A 21,560-nucleotide genomic window follows, 5' to 3' on the forward strand; every position below is an offset into this window, starting at 1 on the left:
GCCACGGACAGCCTGTTCTAATTCTATAGAGAATAGCTTCAATAAAATTGCGTAAATTTGAGTTGTGGTGAATGGATAAATTACGCAGAATAACTTTCAACTTTTGCCAGTGTTGATCTGTCAGCATGGTACGAGGCATAGCGAATAGTAAAATTGGGTTTGGCGATTTGATTTTACTACTTCGCTATTTTTTTAAGCTAAAAGTGTCAACACACCCTATATTATTCCTTCGTGGTAATTTTTTCACTGGCAAAATATCCATGCCAGATAATGTTTTCTGGAATGTTTGATCAGCCAAGGACTTTTAATGCCGGCCATGCGCAACCTCTATGTTTTGCTATTTTCCTTATACTGGGCGCAAGGTTTACCGGTGGGGTTTATGACGCATGCACTTCCAGTAATTTTGCGTGCTCAAGGTGTATCTTTGACGCATATTGGTGGATTTGGCCTGCTGATGCTGCCATGGTCGATTAAAATCTTCTGGGCACCTTTAGTTGATCGCCATGGATCAAAAGCTAGAGGTCATTATCGAAGCTGGATTATCCCTTTGCAATGGCTTTCTGTTGCTGTACTGATTGGACTGTCTTACTTGCCGATCCAAGCCTTAAATCAGCCGCTGTATCTGCTGATCTTTTTTATCACGTTGTTAGTGATGAATGGGATTGGCGCTACGCAGGATATTGCTACAGATGGACTGGCAGTCAATATTCTAAAAAATGAACAACAGCACTGGGGTAATACCTTTCAGGTGATTGGTTCCCGCTTGGGCTTTATTGTTGGAGGCGGGGCAATCCTGTGGTTACTCGACTTTTTGCATTGGCAGATGACCTTTTTACTGCTGGCAGTTCTGGTCTTTCTGAATACTTTACCGGTGTTATGGTTTAAAGAACCAGATCATCAAAAGATGATTTCTTCATCATCCGAGAAATTACCTGCTCGGACTAGAATCAAAGCTTATTTTCAATATTTTTTAGCTGATTCTACCTTGGCGACATGGCTGCTGGTTTTACTGACCTTTAAAGTGGCAGATGGTCTGTCTGGGCCTTTATTAAAACCTTTGATGGTCGATTTGGGACTGAGTTTTAGCCAGATTGGTATTTATGTCACCATGCTCGGCGCTTTTGCAGCGTTGATTGGCGCAGGGCTAGCAGGCTGGTGTTTGAAATACTGGTCGCGCAGCTGGAGTTTAATGATTTTCTCTATTCTGAAAATACTCAGTCTAATCGCTTATGCCTGGCTGGCTGCACAGTATGAAGCCCGAAACAAAGTGGCAAACTGGATCATTTATCTTATTAATGCTGTTGAAGATATGGTATCGGCCATGCTCCTAGTGGTTATGCTGACCTTGGTGATGCAATACAGTCGCAAGCATCTGGCAGGGACTGATTTCACCTTTCAGGTCGCCTTGATGGCTACTATAAGCGGGGGACTTTATAGCCTGAGCGGGCTATTAGGGGACGCTTTGGGTTACCAAAACTATCTAAATTTGATCGTAATTATTGCGATTTTTTGCCTAATTCCTATTTTCCGATGGATGAAAATAGCGAGAAATATTTAAAATCCCTTATGAATAAATAGGTTAATTAACTCCCCACCTAAAGTATTAAAAAGAATATGTAAATATTTTTTTAATAATTTTGTAATATAGGCGTCGTGTGTATTATTTGTAACAAAATAAGTTAAAGGATTTTTTAATGAAAACTAAGTTAGCAACAGCAATCGCACTCAGCCTTTTAGCGGGGACTACATTTGCAGCACCAACTTTCTATGGTGAAATCGATCTTTCTCTAGATCATGTACAAGCAGATAATAAAAATGGCGTAGAAGATCGTCATATTACTGACTTGAACTCTAATAACTCATTCTTGGGTTTAAAAGGGGATGAAAAATTAACTGACCGTTTAAGCGCGTTATACCAAGCTGAATTCACATTCTATAGTGATGAAGGTTCAAACAGCAGCAATGACGTATTCGTACCGCGTAATATTCTCATTGGTTTAAAAGATGAGAAATTAGGTGCGTTAAAAGTCGGTAAGATTGATACGCCTGTAAAGCAACTTTCATCTGTAGTAGATACCTTCAATAACTATGTAGCTAACAATGCCGATGTCGCAGGTATCATGGCTGGTGAAAACCGTATTGATAATGTACTTGTTTATGAAACACCAGCTTTCCAAGTAGGTGAAGGCAAGATCGAAGCTAAACTTCAATTAGCGACCGGTGAAGGTAATGACACTATTAAAGCAACTAAAGGTGGTTCAACTGTTGCTGGTCGTGGCCTAGGTGATTCCTGGTCTTCTTCTGTAGTCTATTCAGACAAAACTTTTGTTGCTGGTTTAGGTTATGACAAAGCAATTCCATCTCGTTTATTGGCACGTGGTTTCCTGAACGCTGACTCAAGAGATGTAGGTGTGCGTTCTAATTTTACAACTGAGTTAAATACGCTTCGTGCTATTGGTCGTGTAAATTTAGATAATGGTTTGTCAATCCGTGGTTTGTACCAAGTTTCTGAAGTTGAAAATGCAAATGCAAGTACACCTATTAACGTAGTATTAGATGCAGATACACCGGATGAAAGAACTGTAAATGTTGCCCCTGCCTTTGCTCGTAATATTGACGATGCGCAAGCTTGGTTGGTAGGTGCGGAATATAACTTTCCAAATGCTAAAAATTGGACAGTGAAGGGGCAGTATAGCTATAGCGATGTAACGTTTGATGATGCTACTTCTGACTTTGAAGCTAAGCAAATCCTTGCTGGTGTTGACTATGCTTTCTCTAAACAAGTCAAAGTGTACGGTACAGCAGGCTACCTGACGATTGAACAAGGTTCCGATGAAGATAATCAGTTCCTTTTAGGTACAGGTTTCGAATACAAGTTCTAATTTTAGAACAAAATAAAAGCGATGCTTCGGCATCGCTTTTTTTATTCCTGAAACAACAAAACTTAGCAATTTTAGGTCTAATCCTGAAAGTTCCCAGCTGTTACCATGACAGAAAACCTTCTATTCCTTTTTTAATTATGACCATTCAAGCAGTTCTATTCGATCTCGACAATACCTTGACGCACCGTGACCTGACGACACAGGCCTATAGCCGTTATCTGGCAGAATATTATACTTCGGCACTAGCACAGGTTGAACTTGAGAAAATTATCGAGATTGTACGACGCATTGATAATGGCGGTTATCCGAAAAAGGAATTGCTCACCCATGGCAGTATTGGCGCTTCAGCTGCATATGCATTGTTGCAGGAATTATCCTGGTTAACTCCACCAGATCTAGACGAGCTGGCGCAATTCTGGTTTAGTCAGTTTGGACGTTTCGCCGTAGAGATGCCGCAAGCAGGGCAAGTATTAAAACAGCTTAAAACTGAAGGTTATCGCTTGGCCATTGTATCCAATGGCGGACATGAGACCCGATTAAATACCATTCGCGGTTTAGGTATTGCAGAGTATTTTGATGAGATTGTCAGTTCAGGATTGGTCGGCTTTAATAAACCGCAACCGGAAATTTTCCAGATTACCGCAGAGCGTTTAGGCGTGCAGCCAGAGAAGTGTCTATATATTGGTGATCATCCTGTCAATGATATTCAAGGCGCAACAGCCGTAGGTATGCATGCTTTGTGGATGCAAGGTTTCCATCCGGATGCCGGACATATTCAATATAAGATTCAGCAATTACCAGAAATCTTTGATCATTTGCAGCGGCTTAAGCAGCTTTAAGTAATCCGGTGGCTATCCATGGCTTTTGCCCATTGGTGAGAATGACAGCGTGGACAAGTCTGTTCCGCTTCTTTTAAATGCTGGACTTGACCGCAATAAATACAGGCATAAAGCTCTTCTGGTCTGACTTCTTTGACAATGCAGCAGGATTTAGGGAAAAGCGGGAGCCCATGCCGAACATCATCTGGATGGAAATACAAAATGCTGAATTTACCGTCAGTTTCCAGTAAACCCAAGCGCACCTGACCCAAGTGTTCAATGCCTTGCTGACGCATCTCCGCAAAGAATTCATCATGCGACATTTTACCTTTTTTAATTTCTTCAACGACCAGTACGCCATCTTCCACGATATAAATCGGTTTACCTTCCAGCAGGTCTTCGAACCATTGATATTTCATCATGAGCCAAGTAGTTAGGCGATACATGACAATAATGACCGACATCACCAAAACTGCCTGAATCAGGGGAATATCTTCAGTAAACATCGGATCGCCGGCAATAGAACCTAAGGCAAGAATGATGGTGACTTCAAAGATCGAAAGTTGTCGTACCCCACGTTTACCTGTCAGCCGCAGAAACAGGATAATCATCGCGTACATGACTACGCAGCGTAGCAAAATCTCTGTGGCAAATTCCCAGGTCGTATCATTTATAAATATGGTGGCCCAGTCCATTGTTATTATTTCCAGAACACTCTTTGTTTCGAGTCTAGCAATCTCAGCTGTTAATTTGCTGCTGTAATTGTGTAAGTTTTTGAATAAAAATAAATTATGTTTTTTGAATATGATCGCTGTGAATAAAAGATATAGCGATTTTGAGAAAATAAGATAGATATTTCATGTAAATATTGATTGATTATTCAACAGATTAAATTTGAACCAGTTCATATTTTACTCTGTATGACTTTTAATCAGTATAAATAATATCCTGCTGAAATATATCAAGATAAAATCTGAGTAATTTCCTAGGAATAATGAGAACTATTTAATGATTTGTAATCAAATAACGTGATACTTATAAATTTCTGTATGTTGTGGCCTGAAAAATATAGCGATTAGGTCAAGCTAAAATTCTGTTTTTTAAATTAAAAATATTGATTTTGACTTCCAAGAAAGGATGTATTGTGAAAAAGATATTCACGCTTTTAACGGTTATGGGCTTAAGTACAGCGGTATTTGCAGATGCAGACTGGAACTATGATCAGCCTGAACAATGGTCGACTCTAAACCAGAAATATTCAGCCTGTAATGGATTGAACCAGTCACCAATCAATATCGAGCGAACAGTCAAAGCCGAACTGGAACCGCTCAAGTTTAGCTATAACACTATGATTCACACAATTGAAAATAAAGGTCATACCGTTCAGGTAGACTTTGCTCAAGGCGGAGAATTACAGCTGGATGGTGAAACTTTTATGCTGAAACAGTTTCATCTGCATAGCCCAAGTGAAAACCTGATTAAAGGCAAGAGCTATCCTCTAGAGATTCATTTTGTCCATGCCAATGCTCAAGGGGAACTTGCTGTAGTGGCGATGATGTTTGAGCAGGGTACAGAAAATCCGATGCTTAAACGTATGTGGAATCGCTTGCCGAAAAAGCAAGGTGAAAAAGTCGTCTTGAAGAAACCGCAACCTGTAAATGAGATGTTGCCTAAGAATCTGGATTATTACCGCTTTAGTGGTTCGCTGACCACACCACCATGTTCCGAAGGTGTGCGCTGGTTAATTCTGAAAGAGATCCAGCAGGCCTCAAAGCAACAGATTTCAGAATTTTCCAAGTTAATGGGTCATCCAAATAACCGTCCGGTACAGCCCTTAAATGGCCGTGTGGTACTGGAATAATAAACAGCAGCATGGAAAAAGCAGACACAGTTCTGCTTTTTTTAATTCTGATACAAATTTCAATAGCCTAAGGTGAAAAGAACTTTGTGGCGAATGCTGAAAGAATTAATATAGATAAGATTTCCTTGGGTCTTTCTGCTGCCATGCTCTTTGACTTAAAAACCATGATCCAGCCATTCACAGCGCTTTCGCCACAGCAGAAGAAGCTGGATCGTCTGATTGATAAAATCGAACAGCAGAAGCTGGAGTTAAAACAATGGCAACAGGCTGAAGAAGACCTACAGCAATATACGCATAAAACTTTCATGCCGGTCTATCATGAATTACATGGTGTGCTGTTTGAGCAGCTCGAACAGCTCTGGAAGCACTTGCAGGAAACAGATTTTACCAAGGTCGAGTTGGTAGTACTGGATGAAAAGATTCAATACCTGGCAGATTATCTGCAAGATTCTCAGGCGATGTCAGCGCAAGAAGCCAATAAGGTCAATGAAATCTTCATCTATTATCAGCAACGCGCTGAACATGCTCAATTCAGAAAAAGCCAAAAAAAGACCAATGAACTGGAAAGGTTTTTTAAGAATGAAAATGTCCCAGATCCGGCTGATGCTGAGGGATTTGAAGAATGGGCTTCTGATCATTTTCAGCAAATCCGCGAGCAGGCCAAACTAAAACGCCAGCAGGAAAAGCAGAAACAGGCAGCCGCAATGGCAGAGCAGTCAGTGAAATCTGTATATTTAAAGATTGCTGCAGCGATTCATCCGGATCGTGAAGCGAATGATGTAAAAAAGATTAAAAAAACTGAATTGTTGCAGCGTGCCAATGAGGCCTATGCAGAACAAGATTTGTTTGCCTTACTAAAAATGCAGCTTCAGATTGAGCAAGATCGAGATCCTTCGCAAAAGAGTTTAAGTGCAGAGCAAGTCAAGCTGTATCAACTGGCTTTGGATGCGCAGAGCCAGAAGTTACAAGAGCAGATTGATGCATTGATCAATCGATTGGTCTGGTCATCAAAAACCAGAATTGCAGTCAAAAAGGCAAAAGGTAAGGTTCAAATTGCTGATCTGTATAAACAGATTGATGAAGATACTTCCACTATCAAGCAGCAGATTAAAGTCGAAAAAGAACGCCTGATGTATATCAAAAAGGTGAAAGGATTAGAGATGTTTTTAAGGCATGGGATGCTTTAAGGTTTTTCTTCCTCTCCCTATGCGAGAGGGCTAGGGTGAGGGTTTTAAGCAACAGCTGAAAGCAGAAAAGCAACGACTGAGCTTTATGGGGAAAGAGAGTGGGTTGGAGATGCTGTTGGAGCATGGAGTTTTATAAAAAAATTAAAAATAATAGATATTTAGCCTTGAATTATAACTTTTTGAACAGATATATTTGATCAAATATTAAAAATCAAGAGGCTGCTTTGAAGCACTATTATCAACTAATATTTATGGGGGCAATTGATCATCAATTATTCCCAAAAGTTAAAGATGTTTTTTTTGAAAGAATTGATGAATTAGGAATTGATAAGTCATTCTTTAAAATTCTTGATAGATATAATTTTGAAGAATATACAGATGCAAATCCCGCTTTTTGTATTTATATGGGACAAAGAACTGACACCGGCTTTTTAGATGAAGCCATTGTTAATAAATTGGTAAAGGATGCAACTTTATTACTGCCATTGATTGATGAGGATTTATCTGAATTTAATAATTTAGTACCTAAATCAATTCAAAAATATAATGGATTGAGTATTTTAAGATTGACAACGGATTTGGCTATTGTAAAAGTTGTGAGTAATGCTTTAGAGGCTTTTAATCTACTTAAAGCAAAGCGCCGTGCATTTGTAAGTTATAAGCGTAGTGATTCATCAGGTGTTGCGATTCAGCTATATGAATATCTTGAACAACATAACTTCGATGTATTCTTAGATACTCATTCGATTCGTAAATCTGAGTCATTCCAAGAAGAATTATTGCAGAGAATGATTGATAGCGATGTGGTTGTATTACTAAGTACAGAAAATTACTTAGAAAGTGAATGGACACAGAAAGAGTTAAGTGAAGCAAATCTTGCATCTATTGGTTTAGTTCAAATTGTATGGCCCGAGTATACTGTAATACAGGGAGCGCAACTCTCAGAAATATTCAAATTAGAAGCATCAGACTTCATAAACAATGATTTTCGTGATGTTAATGCGAAGTTAAATGAAGATAGTCTTTTAAAAATTGTCCAATTTACTGAAGCCTTGAGAGCCCGTACTTTGGCTTCACGTCAAGATAAGCTTATTTCTACATTCATGCATTATGCTGAAAAATCAAAGGTAACAGCAACGCTTTCAAGCCATAAGTTCATTGAGCTTGAAAAAGATGGTGAAAAATCGGTAGTCGTTCCTGCTATTGGTATACCAAATGCACTTAATTATGAACAATCACAAACTTTGATTAAGTCTATTTATGAAGAAGGTTTAGATAAAATTTATATTCTATATGATGAAATTCATATTCGAGATATTTGGGTGCGACATTTAAGTTGGTTAAATGAGCATTTGCCAGTAAAAACCAAAGAAATTGGTAAGGTGTCAGAATGGCTAGCAATTTAAAAAAAATATTTTTATCGGCAAGTATTCCCTTAGCTGATAGAGACCTTAAGTATTTTGATACTGCGGATAACACAGCAATACGTGATGCCGTGATTGCTCTAGCTAGAATTGCTTTACCGAAAGCCGAGTTGGTGTGGGGAGGTCATCCCTCTATAACTCCATTGATTAAATTGGTTTTAGAAAAGCAAAAGCTGAAAGTTGAAGACCATGTTACGCTTTATCAATCTAATTTTTTTCCACCTGAAAATGAATACGTAGGAAAAATTATTCGTACAGAGGCCTTACAGGATAAAGCTTCTAGTCTGCAATTAATGCGTGAAGAAATGATTATTAAAAATAATTTCTGTGCAGCTATTTTTATAGGCGGAATGGAAGGGGTTGAAGATGAGTATAAATTATTCAAAGAAGCTCACCCTGACGTACCAGTATTTCCGATTGCATCAACAGGTGCAGCTTCACGCATTTTATATTTTCAAAATAAATTTGAAAATGAAAGATTATTAACAGATTTTTGTTATTTACCATTATTTGATGAATTATTTGAGGGGATTTTAGATGGGAAATAAAATTTTTATTTCGTATAAGTATGCTGATTCAAGTGTCCAAACTTTAAACTCAACACCATATTGGGAACAAACAACACCACGTCATTATGTTGATATTATTCAGCAGAAGCTTCTTCCTAAATATGGTCATATTAATAAGGGTGAAAATGACAATGAGTCGCTAGAAACATTCAAAGAATCTACAATATATTCAAAATTAGCAGATAAGATTTTTGATAGTTCTATTACAATTATTCTTATTTCTCCAAATATGAAAACCTTTAATCCTGCTGAAAAAGATCAATGGATTCCATGGGAAATTTCCTATTCGTTAAGAACTAAGTGTAGAAATGGAAATTATAGTAAGCCTAATGCATTATTAGCGGTAGTTTTGCCTGATACATGGGGAAATTATAGTTATGCTGATAATTATAACTTCGGATTTGATATTATTCGCTTAAATAAAAATAATATTAAACCAAGCTATTTATGGGGAAATGATTCTAGCTATATTGTTACATGTACTTGGACACAATTTTTAAGCCAATTCGATACTTGGATTGAGAAAGCACTTAACAACCGAAGTAATGTAGATAAATATAATTTAAGAGTTAATGTCTAATTAAAAAATACTATATGGGTAGTATCAATTACCCATATAGCATATGAACATTTTCTTTAAAATAATTTTGAAAAAATTCATTTGATATTCGAGAATTTTTCCAATCATTAAAGGTGTAAGCCTTTTCAATAACAGGATATAATCCTAAATATTCTTGACCAATATAAGTATCTTCAGTTTTATTTTTAATAGGCAAAATTCCGATTTTTTTCGGTTTAAAACCATCAAAATAACCTAGTTCCCACGGCATCCATTTTGAAGTTGTCGCATTATTTGAATCCACATATACTAAAAATTTTGATTGTCTCATTCGAGTGCGTAGCACATCAGCAGTTTTAGTATTGACATTAGCTCGATCAAGCTGCGGATCATCTACCCAATCGATATATACGCTATAGCCACTTTCCTCTATGAATTTTTTAATACCTAAAATTAATGTTTGATCTTTAGACGAATGTGAGAGAAAAATATCAAAATTATTTTGTTTATTTTGTTGTTTGATAGACTCATTAAAATAGCTTTCCATACTTATATTAAAACGAGATGTCTCATTTTCAGCATAGGCTTTCATTTCACTAAATGTAAAAAAACGCATAAAAAATCCCCTCAATAATGAAGGGATTTTAGCTTATTTTTTAAACATTTGGCAATAAATTAAAGCGCTGCAATTTGCTCCATATTCGCTTTAATCTTCGCTAATTGGTCAGCAAACTCAGCAAGTTTTACTTTCTCGCCTTCAACCACAGCGGCAGGTGCTTTTGCCACAAAACCTTCATTCGAAAGTTTAGTTGCAATTTGGTCATGCTGTTTTTGCACCTTGTCTAAGTCTTTTTGTAGACGACCCAATTCCGCTTTCGGGTCAATTAAGCCCTTCATTGGAACAAATACAGACACATGACCGACTACAGATGAAGAAGACAATGGTGGTTGTTCAACATCCGCGAGGAAAGTAATGCTTTCAACTTTAGCCAAGGCTTTAAACAATGGTTCAATACGAGCAATCTGCGCTTTTTCTGCATCAGTGGTGTTTTGAAGAAGAACAGGCAACAAACGCGCATTCCCTAGGCCCATTTCACCACGGATGTTACGTACCGCACCAATCAAACCTTGCAGCCATTGCATATCTGCTTCAGCTTGTTCATTCACTAATGCTTGGTCAGCAACAGGGTACTGTGCGAGCATAATCGTTTCGCCAGAAATGTTGAGTTTCGGCGCGAGTGTTTGCCAGATTTCTTCTGTTAAGTAAGGCATCAACGGATGTGCCAAACGTAAAGAGGCTTCCATTACAGAAAGAAGCACACGACGCACTTCAGCTTTACGTTCAACCGATACGTTTTCGTCATTCAGAACCGGTTTCGTCAGCTCGACATACCAGTCACAGTATTCATTCCAAATGAACTCGTAAATCGCTTGTGCAGCCAAGTCTAAACGATAGGTCGCAAAGGCTTGTTGAACCGCAGCTTCCGCTTTTTGTAGACGGCTGACAATCCACTGCTCAGGCAATTCCCAAAGGTCTTGACGAACGTCTTGACCAATCACTTGCTCTTCGCAGTTCATCATCACGAAACGGGTTGCGTTCCAGATTTTGTTGGCGAAGTTACGGTAACCTTCAACACGTTTCATGTCGAACTTAATGTCACGACCTGTGTTGGCAAGCGCACAGAAGGTGAAACGAACTGCATCTGTACCGTAAGATTGAATCCCTTCAGGGAATTCTTTACGGGTCGATTTTTCAATCTTCGCTGCTTGTTTCGGGTTCATCAAACCTGTGGTACGTTTTTGTACTAAAGTTTCAAGATCAACACCGTCAATCAAATCTAATGGGTCAAGCACGTTACCCTTAGATTTAGACATCTTCTGACCTTCGCCATCACGTACTAGACCATGTACATACACAGTTTTGAATGGTACTTGTGGTGTGCCATCTTCATTTTTCATGAAGTGCATCGTAAGCATGATCATACGGGCAACCCAGAAGAAAATGATGTCGAAACCAGTGACAAGAACATCAGTCGGGTGGAAAGTATTCAAGAAATAGTTTTCTTTATCTTTCGCTTCGTCGCCAGTCCAGCCTAAAGTTGAGAATGTCCACAAACCAGAAGAGAACCAGGTATCCAGTACATCTTCGTCCTGTTTCAATTCAACTTCAGGTGCAATACCGTGTTTCGCACGAACTTCTTCTTCGTTACGACCGACAAATACATTGCCTTCAGCATCGTACCAGGCCGGAATACGGTGACCCCACCATAATTGACGTGAAATACACCAGTCCTGAATGTTATTCATCCATGACATGTACATGTTGCTGTACTGCTCAGGAACGAACTTGATACGGCCATCTTTAACCGCTTCAATTGCAGGTTCAGCCAGTGGCGCAATTTTTACATACCATTGGTCTGTCAGTAATGGCTCAACGATCACACCTGAGCGGTCACCGCGAGGTGGTTTTAGTGTGTAAGGTTGGATTTGGTCTAACCAGCCTTCAGCTTCTGCTTGCTCAACCAGTTTTTTACGTGCTTCAAAACGCTCTAAACCAATGTAGTCTGCAGGCGCAGGGATGGTTTTAGAAATCTGTTCGCCCGCTTTCGCGATGTATTCAAACTCAGCCAGAACTTCGGCATTTTTGTTGAAGATGTTGATCAGTGCCAGACCACAGCGTTTACCCACTTCATAGTCATTGAAGTCGTGCGCAGGGGTGATTTTCACGCATCCTGTACCGAATTCTTTGTCTACATATTCGTCTTTAACGATTGGAACAGCACGGCCTGTGATTGGCAGGATAATGTTCTTGCCAACAAGCGCTGCATAGCGTTCATCATCAAGCGCAACCGCAACAGCGGTATCGCCAAGCAATGTTTCAGGACGTGTTGTCGCCACAACAATGTGATCTTTGCCGTCATGGGTACGAAGTGACTTATCTTCAAAGAAATATTTGAAGTGCCAAAGTGAACCTGCTTCTTCTTTATCAGACTCAACTTCTAAGTCAGAAAGGGCAGTTTGTAGTTTAGGGTCCCAGTTTACAAGGCGTTTACCACGGTAAATTAAGCCTTCTTCATGCAGTTTCACGAATACTTCTTTAACCGCGTTGGATAAACCTTCATCCATGGTGAAGCGTTCACGTGACCAGTCTACTGAAGAACCCAAACGACGGATTTGACGGGTAATGTTACCGCCAGACTGTTCTTTCCATTCCCAGACTTTTTCGATGAACTTTTCACGGCCCAGATCATGACGACTTACGCCTTGAGCACCTAACTGACGCTCAACAACCATCTGAGTTGCGATCCCCGCATGGTCAGTACCTGGCTGCCATAAGGTATTTTTGCCTGACATACGATTATAACGAGTCAAGGCATCCATGATGGCATTGTTAAAACCATGACCCATGTGCAAGCTACCAGTGACGTTTGGCGGCGGAATCATGATACAGAATGATTCACCTTTTTGAGACGGCTTGAAGTAACCGCGCTCTTCCCAGGTTTGGTACCATTTTTTCTCGATCTCGGTCGGATCGTAGGTCGTAGCAATATTTTGCGCTGAATCAGTCATAGTCTAAACAGATCAAAAGTGGATAAAAAATTGCATCTATTGTAGCAAAAAAATCAAGGTATGCGGCAGCTTAACCAAAAGCAAACTTTCGCCAATTGGCAGTTGCCTGAACTCAACGTATGATAGATTGATAAAACGCGACTCATCGCAGACGATTAAAAAAAGGATAACAAGATGAGCTATAGCATTTCTCTCAAGATTCACCCCGATACCCATCAACGCTTTAAAGACCTGCATTCCCGATTTAATGCTGGCGAACAGGAAAGTCTGGCCAAATTGCTCGGTGAAAATCTGGCCGATATTGCCTGTGAAATTATTGACCAGATTTTTGGTCGTGTGGTGCAGCTCTCTAGCTCCCCAGATCAGGAATCCGAAAAAGTCATTCAACAGATTTTAGAAACGACTCGCAAATATATGCCATGGTCGGTTTCTTTCTTTGGTAATGATCGGCTGATTCCTATGGTGAACTATCTGTACAAGATGACCCATGAAAATGAAGATGGATACTTTGTTCGCTATCCGGTAGAGCGCATGCTGATCATGGAACTGCTGGGCTGCGTGGAGCAGATGAAAAGTGGCAATAACCAGTATGTCTCACCGGCATTGAAAGCTTTTATTCAGGTGGTGGATCAGGGTGTGACGCATCTGGTGCGTGAACCAAAAAAGATGCTGAAATTTAATGTGGTGGTGGATAAAACATTGAATGGTGTGATTCACCTGACCACACAACTGGGTTATAAACGTTTTGATAAACTCGGTAGCCTCTATGATGCGGATACCATGAGTTATTATTTTGAGCAGTTGCTGGCATTTCTGGAAGATGAAATGCCGCCAGGAACACATTCATATAAAGAGGGTGACAGGATTTAATGGCAAAACTAGAAAATTTACAGGGAAAAGTAGTCTGGATTACCGGAGCATCTTCAGGAATTGGTAAGGCACTGGCTGAAGAATGTGCTGCCCAAGGTGCACAGATAGTATTGACTGCACGACGTTTGGAAGAACTGGAAAAAGTCCGTTCAGGACTGGTGAATCCTGATCAACACATCTCAGTCGTGGCCGATATTACTGATGAAAGTCAGGTACGCACGGCTTATGAACAGGTGCTAAGTGAGAAAGGCCGCATTGACTGGCTGATCAATAATGCCGGACTCAGTCAGCGTGCCCTGATTCAGGAAACCACCATGCAGACTGAACGCGCCATTATGGAAGTCGATTATTTCTCTCAGGTGTTTTTCACCAAAACAGTTTTACCGACATTTTTAAAACAGAAATCTGGCCGGATTGCTTTTATTTCCAGTGTGGCCGGCCTGCTTGGAACTCAATATCGGGCGTCTTATTCAGCAGCCAAAGGCGCGATTCATATGTGGGCGAATAGCCTGCGCGCTGAAATGGCAGATCAGGGTATTCAGGTATCCGTGATTTTTCCAGGCTTTATTAAAACTAATGTGTCTTTTAATGCCTTAAATGGGGAAGGCAAACCTCAGGCCAAGCAGGATGAAGCGATTGAAAATGGCCTGGAACCGGCTGATTTTGCCCGTCAGACTGTAGAAGCGTTGAAACGTGGTGAAGAATATATCGTGGTGGGGGGCTCTAAAGAAAAACTGGGTGTTCTAGTGTCACGTCTATCGCCAAAAGTATTGTATAAGATGATTCGCAAAACTAAGGTGAAATAATCTGTTTGCAAGATCAAGCTGGTTGTCATCGGTTACAGGTTTATTGCTTGATAGAAATAGACCTGTAATCTGAAAATCATATGCTCATCTTTATGATTTATCTATTTTAAGATTTCTTATCTTGTTCAATTAAGTCATCTATTTTCTTTATCTCTTTTACCCATATCCCATTTTCACAACATAAAACTGCATAAAAGTAGCAAAACCGCCTTCAGTATTCAGTTTTAATAAAAATGATATAAAAGATTGAGATGGGAGCATTTGCCATGAAAACGCCAGTACCGGATTATTTGAATCATGTGCTTTCTGCTTGCCATGATAATAAAAAAGGCGCACTGGCGGATTATATTCCTGAACTCGCGTCGGTTAATCCTGACAAGCTCGGACTTGCACTATCGACCGTAGATGGAACCCTCTATTCTGCCGGGGATGATGACGTTGAATTTACCATGCAGTCTCTTTCCAAGCCTTTTGCCTATGCGCTGGCAATCAAGGAGCTAGGACTAAAACAGGTACTGGAAAAAGTGGGTGTGGAACCTTCGGGAGAGGCCTTTAACCAGATTTCGTTGGAAAAAGAACGCAATATTCCCAAAAACCCGATGATTAATTCTGGCGCGATTACCACACATTCTCTGATTCCTGCCAAGAAAACGGTATCACGTGCTGAACAGTTACGCCGTTTTCTTAGTGGACTGGCAGGACGGGAATTGTCCTTTGATGAGCAAGTTTATAATTCGGAAATTAAAACAGCTTTTCGGAATATGTCGATTGGCTACATGTTACGTACTGTTGGGGTGCTGGACGAAGATCCTAAAGAAATCGTGCATGGCTATATCAAGCAGTGTGCGATTAAGGTCACCGTCAAAGATCTAGCCGTGATCACCAGTATATTGGCCAATGGTGGTGTGCATCCTAAGACGGGTAAGCGCATGCTGGATCGGGCCTTAGTCCGACAATTACTCAGTGTCATGCTGACCTGCGGTATGTACGATGCTGCTGGAGACTGGCTGACCACAGTCGGTATTCCGGCCAAAAGTGGCGTGGCAGGTGGCATTATTGGAGTGCTGCCAGGGCAAGTGGGAATTGCGGTATTTTCCCCAAAAATTGATGAGCATGGTAATAGTGTGCGTGGTGTCAGAATCTTTGAAAATCTGTCACACGATATGGGATTGCATCTCATGGAAGGTACGCCGTCAGCACAAACCATTCTGCAAAGCCGTTATACGGTGGGCAAAAAGAATAACGTCGTGGTTTATGAATTGCGTGGCGTGTTGCAATTTACCGAGTCTGAAATGCTGCTACGCATCTTGCAGGATGAACCTGAAGGTAAAAGTACCATTATCCTCGATTTGACTAATCTCACTTTGATGCATGATGTCGGTGCCCGAATGCTGTTTGAAGGTGTAGATCGTTTAAAACAGGATGGACATAAAGTACTAGTCGTAGATTCAGAAGGTTTGCTGGATAAGGACCAGTTGAAGGGTAGAAAAAGGGTGGTGGTGACGGAGGAGTTGGAGAAGTTTTTGGAAAAGTATAAATAACCTCTCCCTTGCGTAGCAGTGCTGCTCATCTCCTAAAAGGAGAGGGAATATCTATTCTTAACTTGCTGAAGCAAATAAACATATGTTACTCCTTATCCCTGAGCGAGTTTAAAGCACTGCTTTAAAGGAAGCGCAAGAGAGGATTGGAGTAAGAATATAAATAAAAAGCCCCGAACAATTTCGAGGCTTTTTTACATCATATAATCTTATTTGTGTGATTCATAGAGATCGTTTCAATTTAGCGATCTCTAAATCCATCTTGTAATTGGCATGTTGAATCCGTTCATTTGAGGGGCTGTATTGCTTCTGGACTTCATCTGAGAAAGGAGTTTCTTCACATAATTCAAAGTACCTTTCCATCGGTGTTTTACCTTTCAAAGCTGAATGTGGTCTCATCCAGTTATAGTAATGCTGCCATTCTGCCAGTTTGTTCTGGATATCCTCTGAATCGATATCTACAGTAGCGTAGAACTCAGATTTATCAGTCTTTTGTGAGCGCTCTACCTTGCCATTCAGATGAGGTGAACCTGGTTTATTTGGCCTAAATTTGATTCCATGCTGCATCATTTTTTTCTGTACTTTTTCAGCAAAGAATTCTCGTCCACGATCGGTCTGTATTCGCTGTATGGGAAAAGGCATTTCTTCAATTACGCAGTCTAAAAAGTCGAGAGTATTCGCTGCTATTCGGCGTTTATATATCCTTAAAACGCGATATCGTGTGCAGTCATCGATAGATGTGTACTGATATAGTCCAGGACCCAGTTTACAGGTATCCATTTGAATTCTATCGCCTGGTAATGGGCGTTCATAACGAATGAAATCTACTTTACGACGGAATTTTTTAATCGGTTTGACTTGATGGGTGGATAGTACTTTATGGATAGTCGCTAAGGACAACGAGACTCCGTGCAGCCTCATTAATTCTGTTTGCAAACGTCGAGCACCAAGATTTCTAGCCGAGCGCATTTCTAATATTAAAGCTTCTAGCTCAGCATTGATTTTAGTATTTGGCGATTTTAAGGGACGTTTACTCTGACTACTTAATCCATCAATACCTTGTTCAGAATATCGTTTCCACCACTTGCGTAACGTTGGTCTAGAAATGCCACATCTCCGACAAACCAGGCCAGCATTATTGGTCTCTTCAAATAATTTAACCCATACGAGTATTTGTTGAATTTCTCTGTTCATAGACACCCATTATATTGAAATGATGTCTATGAATCACACAGATGATGCTCAGGCATGGCTCAATCATGGAAAAAATCTTTTTTGGTTGGCTTCCGGAATGAAAAAAGGTCGAATATAAAAAATCCCCTCAATTGAGGGGATTTTTTCTACTCAAAACTAGAAGTTTCTTAAACTACTGAATCATCCAAATTCGGAGCTAACCAACGTTTCGCTTCATCCAGTGTCCATCCTTTACGCTTCGCATAATCTTCCAGTTGATCACCAGAGATTTTGCCCACGTTAAAGTATTCAGTTTGCGGGTTTGCATAATAGAAACCGCTCACTGATGAAGGTGGCCACATTGCAAAGCTAGAAGTTAGGTAAGTACCCATCTTCTCAGTCGTACCTAACCAGTCAAAGAGTGGCGCTTTTTCAGAATGTTCAGGACAAGCAGGGTAGCCCGGCGCAGGACGGATGCCGACATACTTCTCTTTGATCAATTCATCATTGTCTAGAGTTTCGTCAGCCTGATAGCCCCAGAACTCTTTACGGATGCGCTGGTGCAGATGCTCTGCAAAGGCTTCCGCAAAACGGTCACCCAAGGCTTGAACCATAATCGCATTATAGTCATCACCTTTGGCTTTATATTCCTGAGACAGCTCTTCCGCACCGAAGATTGAAACGGTAAAGCCACCCAGATAATCCTGAGCCACATCTTTAGGCGCAATAAAGTCAGCCAATGAGTAGTTCGCTTTACCGGTCACTTTGTCAGACTGCTGACGCAAGTGCTCGAAAGTATGCGTTACATTGCCAGCTTCATCAGTCACTGCAACCGTATCTGAACCGGTACGATTTGCAGGGTAGATGCTGAACGTTGCACGCGCATCGAAACGTTTATTTTCGATGATGTCTTTTAACATCGCTTGTGCTTGTGCATACAGGTCACGTGCTGCTTCACCGACCACTTCATCTTCAAGGATTTTCGGGAATTTGCCCGCAAGACTCCAAGAAATGAAGAACGGCGTCCAGTCAAAGTATTCCACCAGGGTTTCTAAAGGATAGTTGGTGAAAGTTTGTGAACCGATGAAGTTTGGTTTAAATGGTGCATTCTTGTCGAAGTCAATTTTGAAACCATTTTCAACCGATTCAGCATAAGACAGCTTCGCAGCTTTTGGCTGTTTGTTGGCAAGACGGGTACGGATTTTTTCATAATCCGCTGCATAGTCTGCTGCCAGTTTTGGCTTCATTTCCGCAGATAGCAATTGAGTCGCTACACCGACGGCACGAGAGGCATCAGCTGTGTAGTACACGCCATCATTCTGGTATTGCGGGGCAATTTTCACCGCAGTATGCGCTTTAGAAGTCGTTGCACCACCAATCATCAATGGAATATTAAAGCCTTTACGCTGCATTTCTTTGGCAACGAAAACCATTTCATCTAGAGACGGTGTGATCAGACCAGATAGGCCGATGATATCAACTTTTTCGTCAATCGCAGTTTGCAGAATCTTTTCACATGGCACCATGACACCAAGATCGACCACGTCATAACCGTTACAGCCCAGTACTACGCCTACGATATTCTTACCGATGTCATGTACGTCGCCTTTTACGGTCGCCATCAGGATTTTACCTTTGGCTTCACCTTGGGTTTTTTCCGCTTCAATGTACGGGTTCAGCCATGCCACAGCTTGTTTCATCACACGTGCAGATTTCACCACCTGTGGCAGGAACATCTTACCGGCACCGAACAGGTCACCGACTACGTTCATACCGGCCATTAATGGGCCTTCGATTACGTCGAGTGGACGAACAGCTTTCAGGCGAGCTTCTTCAGTATCCTGGTCGATGTAAGTGGTAATACCTTTAACCAGTGCATATTCAAGACGCTTTTCAACGCTTTCATTACGCCATTCAAGGTTTTCTTCCGCTTTTTGTGCACCACCTTGACCACGGTATTTTTCAGCTATTTCCAGCAATTTTTCAGTTGCTTCATTACCGCTTTCACCCTGATTACGGTTCAGAATTACATCTTCAACCGCATCTTTCAGGTCTTTGTCGATGTCATCGTAAATTGCTAGCTGACCAGCATTCACAATACCCATGGTTAAACCTTGCTGAATACCGTAGTACAGGAATACCGCATGGATCGCTTCACGTACCGGCTCATTACCACGGAATGAGAACGATACGTTGGAGATACCACCAGAAATCATCGCATTTGGCAGGTTCTGTTTAATCCAGCCAGTGGCTTCGATGAAATCTACAGCATAATTGTTGTGTTCTTCGATACCGGTTGCAACAGCGAATACGTTCGGGTCAAAGATAATGTCTTCAGACGGGAAGCCAACTTCATTCACCAGCACGTCATAAGAACGCTTACAGATTTGTTTTTTACGTTCAGCTGTATCTGCCTGACCATTCTCATCGAATGCCATCACAATCACCGCTGCACCGTACTGACGGCAGAGGCGGGCACGTTCTACAAACTCGTCATAACCTTCTTTCAGGGAAATCGAGTTAACAACCGCTTTACCTTGCACGCATTTCAGACCAGCTTCAATGATTTCCCATTTTGATGAGTCAATCATGATTGGCACACGAGAAATATCAGGTTCAGATGCCACCAGATTCAGGAAGTGTACCATCGCACCTTCTGAATCGAGCATGCCTTCATCCATGTTGATGTCGATGATCTGTGCACCGGCTTCAACCTGTTGACGGGCAACATCTAGTGCTTCAGCGAAGTTTTCTTCTTTGATCAGACGCAGGAATTTTTTCGAACCGGTGACGTTGGTACGTTCACCGACGTTCACGAACAATGAATCTTTGGTGATGTTAAATGGCTCTAAACCACTGAGGCGACATGCTGGTTCAATTTCAGGGACCTGACGCGGAGCAATACCCTCAACTGCTTGAGCAATCGCGCGGATGTGATCGGGAGTGGTACCACAACAACCACCGGTGATGTTGATTAGACCACTTTCAGCAAATTCTTTAATGAAAGCTGCAGTTTCTTCCGGCGTTTCATCATAACCACCGAAGGCATTTGGCAAGCCGGCATTAGGATGCGCAGACACAAAAGTATCCGCCACATCAGACACAGTTTTTACGTGTGGACGCATTGCATCTGCACCCAGTGCACAGTTGAAACCAATCGAGATTGGTTCTGCATGACGCATTGAGTTCCAGAACGCTTCCGCAGTTTGACCAGTCAAGGTACGGCCAGACGCATCAGTAATCGTACCTGAGATCATGATTGGCAATTCAGTGCCCAGTTCTTTAAACACTTCTTTCACTGCAAAGATGGCAGCTTTGGCGTTTAAAGTATCGAATACGGTTTCGATCAGGATGATATCAACACCACCTTCAATCAAGGCCTTGGTTGATTCGATGTAATTCACTTTCAATTCGTCAAAAGTGATATTACGGAAAGCAGGGTCATTTACATTTGGTGAAATCGACGTAGTACGTGATGTCGGCCCAATCACACCTGCCACAAAACGTGGTTTTTCAGGCGTTGAGTATTTTGCACAGGCTTCTTTGGCAAGACGCGCCGCTTCACGGTTGATCTCAGGAACCAGATCTTCCATGTGATAGTCAGACATTGAAACACGGGTGCCGTTAAAGGTATTGGTTTCAATAATATCGGCACCGGCTTCAAGATACGCTTCGTGAATGCCTTGAATAATCTGTGGCTGAGTCAGCACAAGTAAGTCGTTATTGCCTTTAAGGTCGTATGCCCAATCAGCAAAACGCTCACCACGATAATCGGCTTCTTCCAATTTATGGCGTTGGATCATGGTACCCATCGCACCATCGATAATTAAAATTCTCTTGGCAAGAAGTTCTTTTAGGGTGGCAAGTGTGGACATTCAAACTTTCTCAGTAAGCATCAAAAACGGCAATAATCTTAACAGATTAGTGCGCAGTTTTCTGTAGTGCTTATACAGAATGCTGGATATGCTTGATATGAAAATTTGATAAAGAAACTCAAGCCGGTATAGGAAGCTGAAAACAGATGGAAATCTGGAAATTAAAGTTTCTGATAAAAGTGTACGACTGGAAAATAAAATGTAAGCAGCTTTCATCAGAGTGTCATATTACAAAGCTAATCTTTAGCCAAATATGACAGGCTCGGAAATATGACAGCCGGGTAGGAATGATCAGATATATTGCAAAACATGAATAAAGCCGGGTGATTCAAACGTTTTATTTTTAATAAATATTTGATTATATTTATATATTTTTAAAATTTAGAGCATGTGGTTACAGGATAAACGGCAACGAGAAAGTCTAAAAA

The 21,560-nt window shown here is 40.9% G+C and carries 17 protein-coding genes; 11 read left to right on the forward strand and 6 right to left on the reverse strand.

The genetic code is table 11. The features are described from left to right. Positions 1-139 (reverse strand): transposase (locus FTV34_RS12000; protein WP_145755836.1); only part of this gene is annotated, 139 nt, incomplete at its 3' end. 177 nt (positions 140-316) lie between these two features. On the opposite strand from FTV34_RS12000, the gene FTV34_RS12005 reads away from it, so the two are divergent. The 3 genes from FTV34_RS12005 to FTV34_RS12015 all read left to right on the forward strand — a co-directional run bounded on the left by FTV34_RS12005 (position 317) and on the right by FTV34_RS12015 (position 3,721). Further along, on the forward strand, positions 317-1,558 hold the full coding sequence (locus FTV34_RS12005) for an MFS transporter (protein WP_180070352.1): 1,242 nt from the start codon (positions 317-319) through the stop codon (positions 1,556-1,558). Positions 1,559-1,694: 136 nt separating this feature from the next. Then, positions 1,695-2,882, forward strand: coding sequence for a porin (locus FTV34_RS12010; RefSeq protein WP_180070313.1), 1,188 nt, complete (start codon positions 1,695-1,697; stop codon positions 2,880-2,882). Positions 2,883-3,019: 137 nt separating this feature from the next. Further along, positions 3,020-3,721 (forward strand): HAD family hydrolase, encoded by a 702-nt coding sequence (locus FTV34_RS12015; RefSeq protein WP_180070315.1) that lies wholly within the window; start codon positions 3,020-3,022, stop codon positions 3,719-3,721. On the opposite strand, the gene FTV34_RS12020 is transcribed toward FTV34_RS12015, so the two are convergent. Then, positions 3,718-4,395: a DUF421 domain-containing protein gene (locus FTV34_RS12020; RefSeq protein WP_180070317.1), complete on the reverse strand. Its 678-nt coding sequence runs from the start codon at positions 4,393-4,395 to the stop codon at positions 3,718-3,720. The two genes, FTV34_RS12015 and FTV34_RS12020, sit on opposite strands and share 4 nt — an antisense overlap. Positions 4,396-4,874: 479 nt before the next feature. Here FTV34_RS12020 and FTV34_RS12025 point away from each other — a divergent pair, with 479 nt between their 5' ends. The 5 genes from FTV34_RS12025 (at position 4,875) to FTV34_RS12045 (ending at position 9,321) form a co-directional block, all read left to right on the forward strand. Next, the gene (locus FTV34_RS12025) at positions 4,875-5,561 is read left to right on the forward strand and encodes a carbonic anhydrase (RefSeq protein WP_180070354.1); all 687 of its coding nucleotides are present in this window, start codon (positions 4,875-4,877) and stop codon (positions 5,559-5,561) included. A gap of 143 nt (positions 5,562-5,704) precedes the next feature. Further along, positions 5,705-6,748 (forward strand): molecular chaperone DnaJ, encoded by a 1,044-nt coding sequence (locus tag FTV34_RS12030; protein ID WP_180070356.1) that lies wholly within the window; start codon positions 5,705-5,707, stop codon positions 6,746-6,748. Between the two features lie 224 nt (positions 6,749-6,972). Continuing rightward, positions 6,973-8,154, forward strand: coding sequence for a toll/interleukin-1 receptor domain-containing protein (locus FTV34_RS12035; protein WP_180070319.1), 1,182 nt, complete (start codon positions 6,973-6,975; stop codon positions 8,152-8,154). Continuing rightward, positions 8,139-8,720, forward strand: a complete 582-nt coding sequence (locus FTV34_RS12040; RefSeq protein ID WP_180070321.1) for a hypothetical protein — start codon at positions 8,139-8,141, stop codon at positions 8,718-8,720. Before FTV34_RS12035 ends, FTV34_RS12040 begins: the two co-directional genes overlap by 16 nt. After that, positions 8,710-9,321, forward strand: coding sequence for a TIR domain-containing protein (locus FTV34_RS12045; protein WP_180070323.1), 612 nt, complete (start codon positions 8,710-8,712; stop codon positions 9,319-9,321). Before FTV34_RS12040 ends, FTV34_RS12045 begins: the two co-directional genes overlap by 11 nt. Positions 9,322-9,349: 28 nt before the next feature. On the opposite strand, the gene FTV34_RS12050 is transcribed toward FTV34_RS12045, so the two are convergent. After that, positions 9,350-9,916 carry a toll/interleukin-1 receptor domain-containing protein gene (locus FTV34_RS12050; RefSeq protein WP_180070325.1) on the reverse strand — a complete coding sequence of 189 codons (567 nt, stop codon included), beginning with the start codon at positions 9,914-9,916 and terminating at the stop codon, positions 9,350-9,352. 59 nt (positions 9,917-9,975) lie between these two features. After that, entirely contained in the window at positions 9,976-12,870 is a 2,895-nt protein-coding gene (locus FTV34_RS12055) for a valine--tRNA ligase (RefSeq protein WP_180070327.1), read from the reverse strand. Positions 12,871-13,044: 174 nt separating this feature from the next. Here FTV34_RS12055 and FTV34_RS12060 point away from each other — a divergent pair, with 174 nt between their 5' ends. The 3 genes from FTV34_RS12060 (at position 13,045) to FTV34_RS12070 (ending at position 16,087) form a co-directional block, all read left to right on the forward strand. Beyond that, positions 13,045-13,740, forward strand: coding sequence for a hypothetical protein (locus FTV34_RS12060; RefSeq protein ID WP_159122836.1), 696 nt, complete (start codon positions 13,045-13,047; stop codon positions 13,738-13,740). Further along, the gene (locus tag FTV34_RS12065; protein ID WP_159122835.1) at positions 13,740-14,546 is read left to right on the forward strand and encodes an SDR family oxidoreductase; all 807 of its coding nucleotides are present in this window, start codon (positions 13,740-13,742) and stop codon (positions 14,544-14,546) included. Before FTV34_RS12060 ends, FTV34_RS12065 begins: the two co-directional genes overlap by 1 nt. Positions 14,547-14,812: 266 nt before the next feature. Beyond that, entirely contained in the window at positions 14,813-16,087 is a 1,275-nt protein-coding gene (locus FTV34_RS12070) for a glutaminase (RefSeq protein ID WP_180070329.1), read from the forward strand. 219 nt (positions 16,088-16,306) lie between these two features. On the opposite strand, the gene FTV34_RS12075 is transcribed toward FTV34_RS12070, so the two are convergent. Together FTV34_RS12075 and metH are read right to left on the reverse strand one after the other, a co-directional pair. Beyond that, positions 16,307-17,278, reverse strand: coding sequence for an IS481 family transposase (locus tag FTV34_RS12075; RefSeq protein WP_159122833.1), 972 nt, complete (start codon positions 17,276-17,278; stop codon positions 16,307-16,309). 167 nt (positions 17,279-17,445) lie between these two features. Continuing rightward, positions 17,446-21,132, reverse strand: coding sequence for a methionine synthase (gene metH, locus FTV34_RS12080; RefSeq protein ID WP_180070331.1), 3,687 nt, complete (start codon positions 21,130-21,132; stop codon positions 17,446-17,448). Positions 21,133-21,560: the final 428 nt, after the last annotated feature.

Origin of the sequence: Acinetobacter sp. YH16038 (assembly GCF_013417275.1) — a bacterium.
Lineage (GTDB): Bacteria > Pseudomonadota > Gammaproteobacteria > Pseudomonadales > Moraxellaceae > Acinetobacter.